Origin of the sequence: Acinetobacter sp. YH12255, assembly GCF_013417355.1 — a bacterium.
Taxonomy (GTDB): domain Bacteria; phylum Pseudomonadota; class Gammaproteobacteria; order Pseudomonadales; family Moraxellaceae; genus Acinetobacter; species Acinetobacter pseudolwoffii.
In genome coordinates this window covers 25,196-41,712 of record NZ_VPEC01000017.1, presented here as the reverse complement: position 1 = coordinate 41,712, position 16,517 = coordinate 25,196, and the positions used below count along the sequence as shown (strand labels likewise).

Below are 16,517 nucleotides of genomic sequence, written 5' to 3'. Positions count from 1 at the left end.
TTCAAAATCAAACGCTCACTTATTCAAAATGAATAACGGTACGAATTGATTTGCCTTCATGCATCAGGTCAAAAGCATCATTGATCTGTTCAAGCGGCATGGTATGCGTCACAAAAGGTTCAAGTTGAATTTCACCTTTCATGGATTGTTCTACCATGCCTGGTAATTGTGAACGACCCTTCACTCCACCAAATGCAGTCCCCATCCATTTACGGCCTGTGACTAACTGGAATGGACGGGTGGAAATTTCTTTACCTGCTCCAGCGACTCCAATAATCACCGACTGACCCCAGCCACGGTGCGCACATTCAAGCGCTGAACGCATTACATCAACATTACCGATACATTCAAATGAATGGTCTACGCCCCAACCCGTCATTTCTACAATTACCTGCTGGATTGGCTGATCAAATTCTTTTGGATTTAAGAAATCTGTGGCACCAAACTGTTTTGCCAGTTCAAATTTATCCGGATTGGTATCTACCACAATAATACGACCTGCTTTGGCCTGACGTGCACCTTGTACCACAGCCAGACCGATACCGCCTAAACCGAATACTGCAACACTATCGCCTTCTTGGACTTTAGCCGTGTTATGCACCGCACCAATACCAGTGGTTACGCCACAGCCGAGCAGGCAGACATGCTCATGATTGGCTTCAGGATTGATTTTTGCCAGGGAAACTTCAGCAACCACGGTATATTCAGAAAAGGTTGAGCAGCCCATATAATGATAAATCGGCTCACCATTATAAGAAAAACGTGTGGTTCCATCCGGCATGACACCCTTACCTTGAGTTGCACGCACAGCCACACACAAGTTGGTTTTGCCAGATTGACAGAACAAGCATTCGCCACATTCAGCAGTATAAAGCGGAATTACGTGATCGCCCGGTTTCAGACTGGTGACACCTTCACCAACTTCGACCACCACACCTGCGCCTTCATGGCCTAAAATCGCCGGAAATACGCCTTCAGGATCTTCACCAGACAACGTGAATGCATCGGTATGACACACTCCGGTATGGCTAATTTTTACCAATACTTCACCTGCTTTGGGTGGAGCAACATCTACTTCCACGATCTTTAAGGGCTGACCTGGACCAAACGCAACCGCTGCACGTGATTTCATGTAAAACTATCCTTTTTTGCTGATTTACAGATGACTAACAGTAACCTCTTTCTATTCGGAGATTCAACTATTAACATCAGAAGATAAGGAATAAAAAATCCTATAATCAATGGAACATCAATGACTAACCCTTCACCTTTTGTTTGTTTGAACATTTTAACTTTGAGCATAATTCTTTCTGGCTGCGAACTGGCTGCAAATACTGCTGAACAAGCAGAAATCACGCCGGTTCGACCTGCGCACTGGATTGATAATCAAATTTCAAAACAGCAGATGAATGAAGGAAAAACTGCTTTTTTACCACTCTATGATGGTTTTATGAGTATGGCCGCACGTTTGCACCTGATCAATAAAGCCCAATATCATCTGGATCTGCAATATTACATCTGGAAGGATGATTTTATCGGCAACATAATGCTGGCCCAGCTGTTAAAAGCCGCAGATCGCGGTGTCAAGGTGCGAGTGCAGATTGATGACCAAAATGGCACCCAGCTTGATGATAAACTGCTGGCCTTAAGCCAACACCCAAACTTTGAAGTGCGGATTTTTAATCCTTATAAATTCCGTCATTTACGTGCGCTGGATTATGGCTTTCGAATGAAACAGATCAATCATCGCATGCACAATAAACTGATCATTGCAGACGGTACCGCAGCTGTCACTGGTGGCCGCAATATCAGCAGTGAATACTTTGATGCCAGCGAAAATTTCCAGTTTACCGATGTCGATATTTTCTTTGCAGGTCAACCCGTCGAAAATGCCAATCAGACCTTCATCAATTTCTGGAATGATAAACTGAGTTATGATGTTCGGCAGACTCTGAATGATTCAGGTCATCCGGAAATGTTAAAAAGGCTAAGAGCTGATTTTGCGCGCGAAGAAGTGGATGAAACTGAATTAAAACGCCGAGTAGGTATTGCCGAAAAACAAGTTGCAGAGCACTTAAAGAAACAACCCATTTACTGGGCACAGGCTTATTTTGTCGCGGATACACCCGCAAAAGCACGTCCTCATGCAAAAAATGGCGATTATATTTACACCCATATGCTTGAACTGATGGGCGAGCCGAAAAATCATCTGGAACTGGTCTCCTCGTATTTTATTCCCACACAAAAAGGCACAGATTATTTAAGTATGCGTGCACAACAGGGTGTCAAAATTAGAATCCTGACCAATTCTTTTCAGGCCAATGATGTAGCTGTGGTACATGCTTATTATCAGCAATATCGTCAGCAGCTCTTGAAAAATGGCATCGAACTCTGGGAGTTTAAACCGTATATAGTCCGGCCAGAACGGACTTGGTATGAAATTATGACTGGTGACATCATCCCGGCCAAAAATAAAAACAGTTCGAGTCTACATGCCAAATTTTTTGATCTGGATGGTATGGTGTTTGTGGGTTCATTTAATTTTGATCCGCGTTCAGCTTATCTGAACACCGAAGTCGGTTTGGTGGTTAAATCGGAAGATTTTCAAAAGGAAATCTCTAATGCGATGAATCAATTTTTACCGCGCGTGGCCTATCAGCTCAAACTAAATGAAAAAGATGAAATAATCTGGTTAGAACATCAAAAAGATGGCCGTACTATTCAGCATGTACATGACCCTGAAACCACAAAATTTCAGCGTTTTATGATGAATCTGGTGACAAAATTCCCCGGGGAATGGCTAATGTAATGACATTGTAATGACTTTGGTATTACACAACGTACAGAATCTATTTTCCGGGCATGGTAGCGTCAAGTCATCTGGTGCTATCATCGCTTAAAGGGTTTTACAGGCGATTAGCCTTGCTTTAAAATTCAACTTTTCCAATATTTTGCGATTTTTTCGCCCTCTACTCCCATGCAATTTTTTGATTTAAGCCGTCAGTTTAAATTCAGTGATATTCTGACGCCTGTAAAAACTCTCCATGATTTATCTCAGCAAGAATGGTATTTGGCCAAAATTCGGGTAGAACATGATTGTCTGTCTGAATCCGATATTATTCAGGGTCAAGTTGTTCTAAAATCCAGTGAAAATATACAGCTCGAGTTAGAGTGGTTGATTCACGATAGCGGTCATGATTTACAGGTATTATTCAAAGGTGTCGAAACTGAAGCGCTTGAAGAAACCTGCGTGATCTTAAAAGGCGCACAACTAGTCGATGAACAACAGCAATTGCTCTCTGCACAGGCGCTCAGTTTATGGATTGATGGGACGTTATTGCCGATGTTGCCAGAGATCCGTCAGGAAATTAAAACCCGTTTAAACCTGTGGGACTATGTGGAATATCAGGATTGAGCAGTGATTTAGCATTGAAATAAATATAGGGTGACCACATTCACCCTTTTTTATGTGTGAATGTTCTTAAACCAATGAATGCCGAGTATAGCATCCAGCAATAAGACTCTGCTTAAATCATGTCAGCCTGTTCATTATAAAAATAATGAGAAAATAGCAATATAATCACCAAAATTCAGAACAACCTCTTGTTTTAAAAATTCTTACATATTCTAAGTTTAACTAAGAAAAAATCAGAGTGAGCTTCGATTTCATTAATTTTCTCCTGTCATCCGCTAGACCAGTCCAACATCTAAAAAGAGTTGTCGATAAGCTTCAGCTTTTCTATCTAAAGCCAGAGGATAAGCTCGAGATGAAGATGGCATTCGATATAAATGCAGTTCGCGTCCTTCCAGGTTGGTTTGCGTCGGCTCTCCAATTTTGGGCTTTTCTGCATCTTCAGGCATAGACAGCATCATGGTATCGGTGGCTTTATCACCGGTGGTCATAATGTAGGTACATTCTGGGATCTGTAGCAATAAATCCTTTAAATTGGTCGGTACCACAATTTCCAGAAACTTATCTGAAGCATTACCCGTCAGCCGTCTGATCTGAGAGGCACTATCAAAAATCGCAATTCCAGTCTCCAATAGAAATTCACGGATCAATGATTCCTGAAATTTTTTATTCTCAATATCCAGAAAGTAATCTTTATTTTGAAAGAAAATTAAACCAAAAATCCGCCACATATCGTTTTGATAATTTGGATAATAAAAATTCATTTTCCAGCGAGTTGCTGGTGGTGGAAAACTACCCAACATCAGTAATTTGGCATTTGGCGGTAAAAAAGGCGGTAATGGATGCGTTTCAATATCAGACATAGAATTCCTTAAATTGGGAACTTTCAACTATTTTAGAGTGTCTGCCGAATCTTGCTAGCCACTTCTTGTCCCCAAAGTGTATAAACTTCCTTACTCGGATGAAAACCATCTGCAGCCATTTCTAAATTCATGGCACGATATTTTTCAATATCATATTCAATCCATTGCATGGTGTCTTGGCTTGCTACGAATTTCGCCAGTTGCTGATTCATTTTTTTGGCATATTGTCCAAATAACCAGGCCAAAGGATTTGGTAATGCCGGGAACATATTCATGGGTGGCACACCTGCTGCAATGACCAATTCAGGACTGAATTTTTGTTGAATCATGGCATATAGTTTTTTCTGTTTTTGAATCCAGATATCAGCCGGCATGAGCTTGGTTACATCATTTACACCAACCGAGCTAATGACCACATCAAAATGTTCTGTCTCCAGTTGTTCTATGGCACAAATCACTTTAGCTGTGCTATCCCCTGTTTTTGCATGCAATTTCCATTGAATTTTAAAGTCATGCTGCAAATCTTTTAAAATGGCGCCCAGCAATGCATCATCCTGATGCTCTACCCCAACGCCGGCAGCCGCAGAATCGCCGACAATCAGTATAGAAAGCGGCTGGCCTTGACCGCACGTTCCTTCACGTTCACCCTCCGGTTCTGGGAGTTGCACAGTGTTTTTTTTGACGCGATTGCCCTGAATTACCAATACTGGAATTAATGCAAGAGTCGATATTTTCAGCCACATAAATCTATACTTTAAATATAAAACAATGAATTAGAACTTTATTGTAACCTGTCATGCTATGATTTTTGATAAAACATCATGTAAATAATTGAATAAATATATAAAAATAATTGAAAGACAAATCTGTATTTATAATTGATAATAATTATCATTACTATTTTTTAAAATTAATTGGGGATGATTTGAACTACTTATACTTAAGCACACTCTTACTAAGCGCACTATCATTACATAGTTTGGCAGATTCACCTTCTTCAATAGAGCAAGCACCCTATGCTGCAGCGTGTGAAGCAGTTCAACCCAAAAGCGACCTGTTAAAAAGTTTACAGCAGCAATTAAAGCAGTCTCCTGAAAACCGAGCGGGATTAATCCAACAATTCTGGGAAAAAGTGCAAAATCAAACTACACCGATTATTGAGCCACTTGATCAGGATCATGTTCGACTGATTTTTTTATGGAAAGCAGCCAAACATAATGTGCGTCTGGTCGGTGGCCCGAGTAATGATCATGAATGGTTGACTCGCCTGCCCGATACCGAGATCTGGTTTAAGGAAAATATTGTGAACCGTCGCTATATCGGCAGTTATAGTTTTGCAGTGGATTTACCAAATCTGGAGGGTTATCTATCGAATTACTGTGCACATTTAAACCCAGAACTCAAAGAACCCCGGGCGCAGCGCCGTGTTGTATTGCAGGTATTACAACTTGATCCATTGAATCCAAAACGCTGGCTTAAAGAAAATACTGCCTCTAAACTGAGGAATGAAAATATTATCGCCCTGGATCAAGCCCCTCCCTTTATCGATCCTAAACGCTATCCAGATCATCCGCAGCCTGAACTAAAACGTTATCAGCTATCCAGCCAGTTTTTAAAAAATCAACGTCGCGTTGAAATCTATCAATCTAAAAAAACTGCACAACAATCTTATATCACGGCTATTTTCTTTGATGGAAATGAATATGCCCATTTGGTTGATGTGCCAAAAGTGCTGGATATTCTGGTGGAACAAGGCAAACTTCCACCGATTCAAGCGGTTTTTTTACATGCACCGAATAGTGAACTTCGTCCTAAAGAGCTGACACCAAACCCGAAATTTTCAGGTTTTTTTAATCAGGAATTTTTGCCTTGGCTCGATCAGAAAATTGTACGTGATAAGCAAAAAACAGTTCTTCTCGGTTCCAGTTTGGGAGGGCTGAGTGCAGCTTATCTTGCCTTGGAAAATCCGCAGCACATTAGTCATGCTGTGCCTTTATCCGGCTCGTTCTGGTGGTCACCTGAACCACACTCAAAAATCAATGGTATGAATCAATTGATTCATAACTTAAAGAATCAGCCTCAACAGTATTTTCATATTTCAGCGAATCGTTATGAATCTTCGCGTACCAACAATGACTTAAGTATTCTGGAAACGTCACCCATCGTGGCACAGGCTTTAAAATCCAAAGGGCATGAGGTCAGATATCAGGTTTATGAAGGCGCACATTCCTATGCAATTTGGCAGGTGATATTGCAAGATGCTTTGCTGTACTTCTTTGCAAATTCCAAAGAGTAGATAAAAAAATCCTGCATTTGCAGGATTTTTTTAATTTAGTTTTATTTAGTTTGAATATCATTCCAGCGGTTTAAACGTTTAAATGTGCCCAGGTCATTAAAACGTACGCCCACTTCTTTCATCACTTTATGCGCCGTTTTCGAGGTCATTTGACGAATATAAAAAGGCTCTTTAACGACAAAGTGATGAATCGCATGCGTGGCCCCAAAATTGCAGCAAAACAACTGAAATGGCATCATCCACCAAGGCGTCAGTACTTGTGTTTGCTTGATGACATCCCTCGGATCAATATCGCCATAATAATGCATATTCGAGCTGACAAATTGCAGGCTAAATGAACGGATAAAATTGGGAATCAGCCAGATGACTGCAATAAAATTAATGATTGGCATTGCTTCGATTACGACTTGCGACCAGCGCATCTCATAGCCAAATAAAGGCACGATTGCATTTGAAACATGGAACACGACAAATAAATAAAATAAGCCATAATAAAGAATGCTTAATGGCACAAAGCCCAATAGCTGGGAAATCATGGCAATTTTACGTTCTTTTTCAGGCTGTTTTTCCAGAAAAAGATGGATCATTTTAAACATCTGAAAAGGACGCAGATAAACCGACATCAATTGATCACTGATGATCAAAATCCGGCGAATTCCCCAGGGCATACCATTGCTGATTCCACGTTCTTCCAGATCATGTTCAGTTCCAGAATATTTATGATGATGCAGGTGTAAACGACGACGTGCCCACGGACTAATGGTATTTGGACGCGCCAACCACACCAAAGCCAGCATCAAGTGATGTGCCCAGGGCGTTTTTTTGAAATACATATAATGAATTAAGTCATGCTCTAATTCATGCGTTAATGAAGCAAAAATTGCAATTAAAGGAATCGTCAGCCATACAGAAAGATAGCCATAGGCATAGGCCAATGCGCATAAAACCATACCGACCCAGGCAAAACCGAGAATACTGGCACCAATAAAATTTTGATGTTTCAATATTGGATAACGGTTACGTAAATCTTCACCTGCCTGTGTCACCACAGTTCTAACTTTGGAGATACGCTGCTGGTCTGTCATCTCTGAAGATGTAGACATATAGAGAACCTTTAATTTCTGGACAGTTGCACATTAAAGGAAATTAAAAAAAAGAGAAGTGATCTTTTGACTGTCCGAGCGAGTATGTCCAAGTTTTGGACAATTTTGGCACTTTTTCTAAGATGAATAAAAATACAGGGAGGTCATGCGTAATTTTTTATGAGATTCAGTCTCTAAAAAATCTGTTTTTTAACAGCAATTTATCTCTATATTAATTAAACTTGGTTTGCCTTGAAATAATAAATATTTCATTATTAAAAGCTTATCAAACTACCTGATCCTGATTAATCGAATTAACGAGCTTTGTTTTCTTTACACAGGATATTGCATGTATTTGGCACATTTTTATCTGCAACTTTGCTGACGCCAGCATTAGCGTTGACTTTGCAAAGCAATTTTTTCAAGTGAAATTACCAGCAAAAAAAGTTCTGAAGTTCTAGAAAAGTAAAAAGCCCCTTATGGAGCTTTTAGATTTTAAACCTTAGCCTAATTTATTCACCAATTTCAGCGGCAATATTTTCATCGCCAGACCCAATGGCAGCCATGGCCATTTTGGCACATAAGCCTTTACTGGCGCTTTTTCAATTTCAGCAGCAAGTAAACGCGATCCGGTTTTTTCATCCACTTCAAATGGCAGTTTCTTGGCGCCTTCATTAAGTTCGGTACGAATATAGCCCGGGAAAATTGTGGTGACTTTGATTGGCGTATCAATCAGTTCGGCACGAATCCCTTCGGCCAGATGTGCAACACCTGCTTTACTTGCACCATAAGCGGTTAAATGTTTAGGCATACCGCGCATGGCACTCATTGAAGAAATCATGACCAGATGGCCTGAATTTTGCGCCCGGAAAATCTCTACTGCTGCTTCACATTGCGCCAAGGCCGAAATAAAATTGGTTTCAACTGTGGCCTTATTAATGGCAAAGTTTCCCTTGCCAATACGACGGCCTTCACCAACTCCGGCATTGACAATCACCCGGTCAATCGTGCCAAAATCTTGTTTAAAAGCACGAAATACGTCAAAGACCTGATCATAATTAGTGACATCTAAAGTTTTAGCAATTACTTGAATGCCGTATTGACTCTCCAACTCTTGTTTAAGTATTTCCAAACGATCCAGGCGACGCGCGCAGATGGCCAGGTTATAGCCTTTCTGAGCAAATTCGCGTGCCATACCTGCACCAATTCCTGAACTTGCACCAGTAATTAAAATTGTTTTTGCCATGTGTTTTACCTTATTCCTTTATTTTTCTAAGCAATCAGATTTGCAATATAGATTTAAATCCAGGTCAATAAATCCGGACGTTGCGCTTTAATATAATGATGTTCATTTAGGCTTAATAGCTGGGGTTGGTTGCCTACCAGACGTAGCGTGGTCATGCTGGTATTGGTAATTGCCCAGTTTAAAGCAAAAGTTTTATTCGGAGACAAACCGAGAATTTTGCCCGCAGCAACCGAAATGACCCCGCCCGACGTAAACACTACAGCATAGCGCGGTTTCTTTTCAGCCAGATCATCACACAAATGCTGCAATGCCGTTTCCACCCGCTGTTTGAAATCCGGCCAGGATTCTTCATATTCATGGTGATAGTCACCGCCAGTCCAGCGCTCAATTGCACCTTCAAAAATTTTACTTAAATAGGCGCGTGGATTGGCATGCTGCGATACATCTTCTTTCAACAGTTCAGGTTGATTAAAGCGTGGCTCATATTGAGCAAAGACTTGTTGATGATTAAATTCGTTCCAGGCTGAATCTGTAACTGGCTCACTTTCAGGAAAACATTCAGCCAAGGCCAATTGCGCCGTTTGTTGATGACGCTGCATGGAGCCTGCCACCACATAAGGTGCTTCTTTTAAAATTTCATCAAAATAGCGACCCAATAATTTGGCTTGTAATTCACCATTTGGAGAAAGTTTGTCATAGCTTTCTGCACCGAAAGACGCCTGTCCATGGCGGATTAAATAAATCGTCGTCATTTCGGCATCAACTCCTTAAATTTGGTCATATATTTCTGTGCAATATCATTGGCCTCAATTTTCTGGCGGCCAATCAGTTTTAAGGCACGAATATGCAAGGCATGAATCACAATCCAGAAATCTTTAAATGCTGGATTATTGGTCTGTTTATGATAATAGCGATAATAAATTTGCTGCGCGATCACCGCTAAACGGAAAACTCCAAAGACTTCATAGAAGGTCCAGTTTTCAGGGGTTAATCCGGTTTTTTCCAGATAATAATCCACCACTTCTTTACGGCTAAACATGCCTTTTAAGTTGGTGGGTTGACGACGTGTGGCTTTAAAAATTGCATTATCCGTATCTTCAACCCAGTAAGCCAAAGCTGAACCCAGATCCATCAATGGATCACCGAGTGTCGCCATTTCCCAATCCAGAACGCCAATGACTTGAGTCGGATCGTTTGGATCTAAAATGACATTATCAAAACGCCAGTCATTGTGAATCAGACAGGTTTTAGCATCCACTGGGGTATTGTCTTTAAGCCACTGACGGACATATCTGAAAGATGGCACATTCAAGGTCTTGGCTTTGGCATAACGTGCATCCCAACCATCTACCTGACGATAACAATAGCCCTCGCCTTTGCCTAATTTCTCCAGTTCAGTACCCACATAAGGCACCTGATGCAACTCAATCAGCTTATCAATGACGTTAATACACAGTTCACGTACCTGAGCTTCATTAAAATTCAGTTCTCTGGGTAAATTGGCGCGTGGAATAATGCCTTCAATGCGTTTCATCACATAGAAGTCGCAGCCAATCACGGATTCATCCTGACAAAGTGCCACCATTTCTGGTAATACCGGATAAAACTCGGAAAGTGCGTGCTGAACCTTAAATTCACGGGCCATGTCGTGGGCAGATTTGGCTTTGGTACCTTTGGGTGGACGACGCAGGATTAAATCGGCATTGTCATATTTCAGACGATAAGTCCAGTTCGATGCGCCACCCGAATATTGAGTAACTTCGACCGGACCTTCAAGTTGAACTCCCTGCCCAATCAGCCAGTTTCCTACAGCCTGAACATCCAGTTCCTCACCTGCACGAACCGATCCACCGACATCAATAACTGCCATAATTTTTCCTTCAATTCTTTTTCAAATGTCTTCAAACTTTATATCGTGTTTAAGCTTATTTTTTATGGCGTGTACTGTAACCACGTTTAGCCAGTTCCAGTTTTGCGATCATACCTTTATGCACTTCATCTGGTCCATCCGCCAAACGTAGGGCACGTGCCTGAGCAAAGAATCCGGTGAGTGGCGTATCACGGGAGACACCAGCACCACCGTGAATTTGTATGGCCATGTCTACTACTTTTTCTAATACACTTGGCGCAACCACTTTAATGGCCGAGATTTCAGTCAAAGCCGCCATATTCCCTAAAGTATCCATTTTATAGGCTGCATACAAGGTTAAAAGACGTGCCTGATCAATCGCGACCCGTGCTTCAGCAACACGTTCCAGATTACCACCCAGTTTTAAAATTTCTTTACCAAAGGCAGTCCGGCTCATACCGCGGTCAATCATCAGCTCCAAAGATTTTTCCGCAGCACCGATACAACGCATACAGTGGTGAATACGGCCTGGCCCGAGACGACCTTGAGCAATTTCAAAGCCTTGACCGGCACCACCAATAAAACTGGCAACTGGAACGCGGACATTTTCAAAACTGACTTCACCATGACCATGCGGTGCATCATAGTCGCCAAATACCGATAACATTCTTTCGATTTTCACACCCGCCGTATCGACAGGAACCAGAACCATGGAATGCTGATGATGACGGTCTTTGCTTTCATCTGGCGTATGCGCCATAAAAATAATGACTTTGGCATTAGGATCGCCCAGACCTGATGACCACCATTTACGGCCATTCAGAACAATTTCATCGCCTTCGATGACCGCCGTTGCTTGCATATTGGTCGCGTCACTAGAAGCCACCGCCGGTTCAGTCATACAAAATACAGAACGGATTTTTCCTTCAAGTAATGGCAGAAGCCATTGCTGTTTCTGTTCTTCAGAGCCATAACGCCAGAGGACTTCCATATTGCCGCTGTCTGGCGCATTACAGTTAAATACGGTCGGTGCAATCAGGCTACGGCCCGAAAGCTCGGCAATATGAGCATATTCATTGACTGATAAACCTTGGCCCAGTTCAGGACATGGCAGAAACATATTCCACAGCCCTGCTGCTTTGGCTTTGGCTTTTAAAGTTTCCAGTTCAGTCGGCCATTGCCATTTGGTCCAGTCACTGCCTTGATTTAACTCATGCACTTGCTGCCAAAAATCGGCTTCAACGGCGTCGATTTCATCTTTAATAAATTTTTTAGTCCGTTCAACATAGTCTTGTGCGCGTGCGGATAACTCAAACATGGCTATTTCCCTCTGGATATTTTGTATTCTGCTTTACAAGACCTTAACTTAAAAACTATTATGAATAAAATGATTTTAATCCATAGTTCATCATGCATAGCATTCATAATAAAACACTGATGGATATGAGTGTTTTCCATCGTATAGATATCAATTTATATCCACTTTTTGTCGCTATTTTTGAACAGAACAGTATTTCTAAAGCAGCACAGCGATTATGTATCACCCAATCTGCTGCTAGTCACGCTTTGCAGCGGCTCAGAAATCAGTTGCAGGATGATCTGTTCGTACGTTTTGGTGCAAAAATGCAACCCACGCCGTTTGCTGAACAGATTTATCCCGCCATTAAAAATGCCCTGATGACGATTCAAAGTATTTCTATTCAGCATCAACAATTTCAACCAAATATGGTGCAAAGTTTAAAAATTGCCGTACATGATGAAATTGAACCAATGATTTTTCCAAAGTTGGTGGCACATTTTCAGAAAATGAATCTGGATATTCAGTTTAGTAGCATCAAGCTGGATCGTAAAAATATCAGTGCTGACCTGGCGGCGCAGCAGGTCGATTTTGTCATGGATCTTGAGCAAAAACTGGGAGATAAAATTCAGTTTGAACCCTTAGTACAAGATGAATTTGTCGTCTGTACGCAGCAAAATAAAATTTCAGAACAATCCTATCTTTCCTCCCCACATATAGGCGTATCATCTCGCCGTACAGGTATCTTAATTGAAGATCTGTATTTGAGCCGTAAGCAGCTTTCAAGACAGATTTTTTTACGCTGTCAGCATTATTCAACTGCGTTGCAAATTTTGGAGCAATATCCCCAAGCGATGTTGACTATGCCACGCAATATCTTAGAACATTTACAGATAGCCAAAATTCTGAATTTTTTTGAAGTGCCTGTGCAACTGCCTAAGATTAATATGGGAATGTATTGGCACAAAGATTTACAGGAAAATAAGAGACATCAATTTTTGCGAAGCGAAATTAATAACATTTTTACTTAGGCTATTTTAAGTAGATATGAATTTTGCTTAGGCTATTCTAATGGTTGGTATTGTAGCCTGAAATGTCAGGCTCAACCTAAATTGCTTAGGCTATTTATAAATACAAAATGAAACACTGACTGTTTAGCTTTTGAACTCTAGTGCTTGGGGCTTTCCTCTACAATCATGCATCTGCTTGCTGTTGTTCTTCTACAGCTTCTTTTGATGATCTGGATTTTAGCTTGTTGCCTCTTTCTCCCACCTGGCAAATTGTGCTGGGTTTATTTGCCTTATGCTTTTCCTATTATTTGCTGCACAAACTCACCATTTACCTCAAGGATATATTTCGTCCCTTTAAAAAAGGACAGAAATACTGGTGTCGTGTTAAGGCGGTTAGCGATGGGGATACCCTCACCTGCTACCGTTTCAATATTAGACGTTCTGAAACCAGACTACGTTTTGCCTATGTGGATGCGCCAGAATCCAGCCAAAGCTATGGCAAAGAGTCACAGCGTCTAGTTAAAAGCATGGTGAAAAACAAAATAGTTCGCGTGAAAATTACAGATATTGACCGTTATGGTCGCTGCGTCGGCGTCGTTTACCGCTATCGTAAAAATATCAATGAAGAAATCGTGAAACGCGGCGCAGCATGGGTCTACGAAGATTATATTAAAGATAAAAACCATTTACGCTATATGCTGGACTTGCAAAACAAAGCCAAAAAACAGAAAAAAGGACTCTGGAAAAGTAGCCGACCTGTACGCCCAAGTGTGTATCGAAAACAGGTAAAATCCTAATCTTTGCTGATTTCTCTTCGCTATTAAAAAGTGATCCGGCTCGCCAGATCACTTTTTAATTTTTAAATTAATACGCCAGATGGACAAAAAACCTGAATGCGCCTGCAATTAAAGCCAGAGTAACGAAGCCTAAAATCCATAGGCCCACAAACCATAATATCTGCTTCCCTTTCATTGTTGCTCCTTAATGATAGCCATCATCCCCGACCCGCACTTTATGGCGGAATACCCAGTACGACACGCCGGTATAAATCAGAATGATTGGAATAAGTAATAAAGCACCAATTAAGGTAAATAATTGACTACTTTCTGGCGCTGCCGCCTCCCAGATGGTCACTGACGGTGGAATGATATAAGGCCAGAGACTGATCAGAAATCCGGTATAGGCCAGAAAAACCAGCACCAGCATGTACATGAATGGGCTAAGTTCCTTACGTTGTTTGCAGGCACGTAAAGCCAGCCAGGTAAATAACAGGACTAAGATCGGCACGGGCATGAGATACATAAATTGTGGCTGACTAAACCAGCGTTCCGCAATCTGCGGATGAGTCAGCGGCGTATAAATACTGACAGCGCCCAGGATAATCAATAAGGCGATAATCATTTTTGGCATCAGCTGATACATACGGTCTTGTAACTGATCGGCCGTTCTAAAAATCAGCCAGCCACAGCCTAAGGCAGCATACAGCACCATGACACTCAGACCGGTAAACAGGCTAAATGGTGTCAACCAGTCCAGCCCGCCGCCCGCATAAATGCCATTTCGGGTTTCAATTCCCTGAATATAAGCGCCTAAAATCACCCCTTGCAGGAAGCTGGTCAGCGCAGAACCACCAATAAAGGCTTTGTCCCACCAATGTTTACTGCGATTGGCCTTAAAACGGAATTCAAAAGCAACACCACGGAAGATCAGCGCAATCACCATCAGGATGATCGGCATATACAGTGCAGATAATACGGTGGAATAGACCAGCGGAAATGCTGCAAATAAACCTGCGCCACCCAATACCATCCAGGTTTCATTGCCATCCCAGACAGGCGCAACAGTATTCATCATCACATCACGGTCATCCTGATGCGGAAAAAACGGAAATAGAATGCCAATGCCCAGATCAAAACCATCCAGAATGACATAGATCAGGACACCAACGGCGATGATCACCACCCAAATCAATGACAAATCAATCATTTTTTATTCTCCTGATCTGCATTATCGGCCCCATCCTCAATACTCTCGCGAATACTGCTCAATGGCCGGCGAGATGCCTGAATCACATCACTATCAATTTCATGTGGGGGTGTAGAATGAATAAATTCCGGGCCTTTGTGCATGAGTCGTAACATATAATAAATACCGGCGCCAAAGACCACACAGTAGACCACGACAAAGATAATCAGGGTCAAGCCTACCTGCTCTGCCGATACCGGCGATAGGGCGTCTTTGGTACGCATGATGCCATACACCACCCAGGGTTGACGGCCAACCTCCGTCGTAAACCACCCCGCCAGCATGGCAATAAAACCGGAAGGCCCCATAATCAGGGCAAACCGATGTAATCCTCGGGATTCATAAAAGCGGCCTTTTTTACGTGACCATGCTCCCCAGATTGCCAGCAGTAGCATCAACATTCCTAGCCCGACCATGATCCGAAAACTCCAGAACACGATTGCCGAATTAGGACGGTCTTCAGGTGCAAAATCCTTTAAGCCGGTGACAGTACCGTCCATGGAATGTGTCAGGATCAAGCTGCCCAGATTAGGAATGGCGATGGCATATTTGGTTTCCTCAGCCTGCATATCTGGCAGTCCAAACAGATATAAAGGCATGCCGCCATCATGATTGGTTTCCCAATGACCTTCCATTGCCGCCAGTTTGGCGGGTTGATGTTCAAGCGTATTTAGACCATGTACATCACCCACCAAAACCTGTAGCGGCGCAAGTGCCAGAATCAGCCACATTGCCATGGAAAATGAAGTTTTGACCAAGGCATCACGACGGCCCTGAATAAGATGCCAGGCTGCTGTGGCTGCCACCAGCAATGCAGAAACCAAAAAGGCAGCAATGGCCATATGCGCCAAACGGTAGGGAAATGACGGGTTAAATACGATGGCGATCCAGTCTTTGGGGACAAACAGACCATTTTCGATGGCAAAGCCTTGCGGCGTTTGCATCCAGCTATTGGAGGATAAAATCCAGAACATCGAGATACAGGTGCCTACCGCGACCATCAAGGTCGAGAAAAAGTGTGCACGTGGCCCCACCCGTCCCCAGCCGAAGAGCATAATTCCCAAAAAGCCCGCTTCCAGAAAAAAGGCGGTAAGAACTTCATAGGCCAGTAATGGGCCAGTCACGCCACCTGCAATCCGGGAGAATTCACTCCAGTTGGTGCCGAACTGATAGCTCATGACCACGCCAGAGACCACGCCCATCCCAAATGCTACAGCGAAGATTTTCACCCAAAACTTAAACAGATCCCGATAAATCGGGTCTTGGGTTTTGAGCCAGCGCCATTCCAGAATCGCCAAAAAGCTGGCCAATCCGATTGAGATTGCAGGAAAAATAATATGAAAAGAGACAGTAAAGGCGAATTGTATTCGCGCTAACTCTAATGCGGTTAAACCCAGGGTCATACATTTCACCTATATATAATTATTTGTAGGAGCC

General features: G+C 42.3%; 16 protein-coding genes. 5 read left to right on the top strand and 11 right to left on the bottom strand.

The window, feature by feature from the left end; all coding sequences use genetic code 11:
* Positions 1–19: 19 nt before the first annotated feature.
* Complete coding sequence (locus tag FTV30_RS08940; RefSeq protein WP_159515735.1) at positions 20–1,132, bottom strand: S-(hydroxymethyl)glutathione dehydrogenase/class III alcohol dehydrogenase; 1,113 nt, start codon at positions 1,130–1,132, stop codon at positions 20–22.
* A gap of 120 nt (positions 1,133–1,252) precedes the next feature.
* Between FTV30_RS08940 and FTV30_RS08935 the strand changes: the two genes are divergently transcribed.
* Both FTV30_RS08935 and FTV30_RS08930 read left to right on the top strand, forming a co-directional pair.
* Positions 1,253–2,809 (top strand): phospholipase D family protein, encoded by a 1,557-nt coding sequence (locus FTV30_RS08935; RefSeq protein WP_180001447.1) that lies wholly within the window; start codon positions 1,253–1,255, stop codon positions 2,807–2,809.
* 168 nt (positions 2,810–2,977) lie between these two features.
* Complete coding sequence (locus tag FTV30_RS08930) at positions 2,978–3,415, top strand: hypothetical protein (protein WP_005170745.1); 438 nt, start codon at positions 2,978–2,980, stop codon at positions 3,413–3,415.
* Between the two features lie 275 nt (positions 3,416–3,690).
* Here the strand turns inward: FTV30_RS08930 and FTV30_RS08925 are convergent, their stop codons facing one another.
* Together FTV30_RS08925 and FTV30_RS08920 are read right to left on the bottom strand one after the other, a co-directional pair.
* A complete protein-coding gene (locus tag FTV30_RS08925; protein ID WP_005170739.1) occupies positions 3,691–4,275 on the bottom strand; it encodes a uracil-DNA glycosylase family protein in 585 nt (194 codons plus the stop codon).
* Positions 4,276–4,307: 32 nt separating this feature from the next.
* Positions 4,308–5,018 carry an SGNH/GDSL hydrolase family protein gene (locus tag FTV30_RS08920; protein ID WP_074382734.1) on the bottom strand — a complete coding sequence of 237 codons (711 nt, stop codon included), beginning with the start codon at positions 5,016–5,018 and terminating at the stop codon, positions 4,308–4,310.
* 182 nt (positions 5,019–5,200) lie between these two features.
* Here FTV30_RS08920 and FTV30_RS08915 point away from each other — a divergent pair, with 182 nt between their 5' ends.
* Complete coding sequence (locus FTV30_RS08915) at positions 5,201–6,571, top strand: alpha/beta hydrolase-fold protein (RefSeq protein WP_257228921.1); 1,371 nt, start codon at positions 5,201–5,203, stop codon at positions 6,569–6,571.
* A gap of 41 nt (positions 6,572–6,612) precedes the next feature.
* Here FTV30_RS08915 and FTV30_RS08910 read toward each other — a convergent pair whose 3' ends face one another.
* The 5 genes from FTV30_RS08910 to FTV30_RS08890 all read right to left on the bottom strand — a co-directional run bounded on the left by FTV30_RS08910 (position 6,613) and on the right by FTV30_RS08890 (position 12,066).
* Positions 6,613–7,674 carry a fatty acid desaturase gene (locus FTV30_RS08910; RefSeq protein WP_180001446.1) on the bottom strand — a complete coding sequence of 354 codons (1,062 nt, stop codon included), beginning with the start codon at positions 7,672–7,674 and terminating at the stop codon, positions 6,613–6,615.
* 481 nt (positions 7,675–8,155) lie between these two features.
* Complete coding sequence (locus FTV30_RS08905) at positions 8,156–8,899, bottom strand: SDR family oxidoreductase (protein ID WP_005097014.1); 744 nt, start codon at positions 8,897–8,899, stop codon at positions 8,156–8,158.
* Positions 8,900–8,952: 53 nt separating this feature from the next.
* Positions 8,953–9,651 (bottom strand): histidine phosphatase family protein, encoded by a 699-nt coding sequence (locus tag FTV30_RS08900; RefSeq protein WP_074382732.1) that lies wholly within the window; start codon positions 9,649–9,651, stop codon positions 8,953–8,955.
* Positions 9,648–10,769, bottom strand: a complete 1,122-nt coding sequence (locus FTV30_RS08895; protein ID WP_180001445.1) for a phosphotransferase family protein — start codon at positions 10,767–10,769, stop codon at positions 9,648–9,650. The genes FTV30_RS08900 and FTV30_RS08895 overlap by 4 nt, the downstream gene beginning before the upstream one ends.
* A 55-nt stretch (positions 10,770–10,824) precedes the next feature.
* A complete protein-coding gene (locus tag FTV30_RS08890) occupies positions 10,825–12,066 on the bottom strand; it encodes an acyl-CoA dehydrogenase family protein (protein WP_180001444.1) in 1,242 nt (413 codons plus the stop codon).
* A 92-nt stretch (positions 12,067–12,158) separates the two neighbouring features.
* Between FTV30_RS08890 and FTV30_RS08885 the strand changes: the two genes are divergently transcribed.
* Both FTV30_RS08885 and FTV30_RS08880 read left to right on the top strand, forming a co-directional pair.
* Entirely contained in the window at positions 12,159–13,076 is a 918-nt protein-coding gene (locus tag FTV30_RS08885; RefSeq protein ID WP_074382731.1) for a LysR family transcriptional regulator, read from the top strand.
* Between the two features lie 221 nt (positions 13,077–13,297).
* A complete protein-coding gene (locus FTV30_RS08880) occupies positions 13,298–13,852 on the top strand; it encodes a thermonuclease family protein (RefSeq protein WP_005170726.1) in 555 nt (184 codons plus the stop codon).
* A 67-nt stretch (positions 13,853–13,919) separates the two neighbouring features.
* On the opposite strand, the gene FTV30_RS16325 is transcribed toward FTV30_RS08880, so the two are convergent.
* Genes FTV30_RS16325 through FTV30_RS08870 form a run of 3 tightly spaced genes read right to left on the bottom strand, consistent with a single transcriptional unit; the run spans position 13,920 to position 16,483 of the window.
* The gene (locus FTV30_RS16325) at positions 13,920–14,027 is read right to left on the bottom strand and encodes a DUF2474 domain-containing protein (RefSeq protein ID WP_100328576.1); all 108 of its coding nucleotides are present in this window, start codon (positions 14,025–14,027) and stop codon (positions 13,920–13,922) included.
* Positions 14,028–14,036: 9 nt separating this feature from the next.
* A complete protein-coding gene (gene cydB, locus FTV30_RS08875; protein ID WP_005097023.1) occupies positions 14,037–15,041 on the bottom strand; it encodes a cytochrome d ubiquinol oxidase subunit II in 1,005 nt (334 codons plus the stop codon).
* A complete protein-coding gene (locus tag FTV30_RS08870) occupies positions 15,038–16,483 on the bottom strand; it encodes a cytochrome ubiquinol oxidase subunit I (RefSeq protein WP_074382730.1) in 1,446 nt (481 codons plus the stop codon). Before FTV30_RS08870 ends, cydB begins: the two co-directional genes overlap by 4 nt.
* Positions 16,484–16,517: the final 34 nt, after the last annotated feature.

What these genes read in the sequence shown, in the direction of transcription:
- FTV30_RS08910 (WP_180001446.1), bottom strand. Translation starts at nt 7,674, where the DNA reads ATGTCTACATCTTCAGAGATGACAGACCAGCAGCGTATCTCCAAAGTT.
- FTV30_RS08925 (WP_005170739.1), bottom strand. Translation starts at nt 4,275, where the DNA reads ATGTCTGATATTGAAACGCATCCATTACCGCCTTTTTTACCGCCAAAT.
- FTV30_RS08870 (WP_074382730.1), bottom strand. Translation starts at nt 16,483, where the DNA reads ATGACCCTGGGTTTAACCGCATTAGAGTTAGCGCGAATACAATTCGCC.
- FTV30_RS08900 (WP_074382732.1), bottom strand. Translation starts at nt 9,651, where the DNA reads ATGACGACGATTTATTTAATCCGCCATGGACAGGCGTCTTTCGGTGCA.
- FTV30_RS08920 (WP_074382734.1), bottom strand. Translation starts at nt 5,018, where the DNA reads ATGTGGCTGAAAATATCGACTCTTGCATTAATTCCAGTATTGGTAATT.
- FTV30_RS08905 (WP_005097014.1), bottom strand. Translation starts at nt 8,899, where the DNA reads ATGGCAAAAACAATTTTAATTACTGGTGCAAGTTCAGGAATTGGTGCA.
- FTV30_RS08935 (WP_180001447.1), top strand. Translation starts at nt 1,253, where the DNA reads ATGACTAACCCTTCACCTTTTGTTTGTTTGAACATTTTAACTTTGAGC.
- FTV30_RS08940 (WP_159515735.1), bottom strand. Translation starts at nt 1,132, where the DNA reads ATGAAATCACGTGCAGCGGTTGCGTTTGGTCCAGGTCAGCCCTTAAAG.
- cydB (WP_005097023.1), bottom strand. Translation starts at nt 15,041, where the DNA reads ATGATTGATTTGTCATTGATTTGGGTGGTGATCATCGCCGTTGGTGTC.
- FTV30_RS16325 (WP_100328576.1), bottom strand. Translation starts at nt 14,027, where the DNA reads ATGAAAGGGAAGCAGATATTATGGTTTGTGGGCCTATGGATTTTAGGC.
- FTV30_RS08895 (WP_180001445.1), bottom strand. Translation starts at nt 10,769, where the DNA reads ATGGCAGTTATTGATGTCGGTGGATCGGTTCGTGCAGGTGAGGAACTG.
- FTV30_RS08930 (WP_005170745.1), top strand. Translation starts at nt 2,978, where the DNA reads ATGCAATTTTTTGATTTAAGCCGTCAGTTTAAATTCAGTGATATTCTG.
- FTV30_RS08890 (WP_180001444.1), bottom strand. Translation starts at nt 12,066, where the DNA reads ATGTTTGAGTTATCCGCACGCGCACAAGACTATGTTGAACGGACTAAA.
- FTV30_RS08885 (WP_074382731.1), top strand. Translation starts at nt 12,159, where the DNA reads ATGCATAGCATTCATAATAAAACACTGATGGATATGAGTGTTTTCCAT.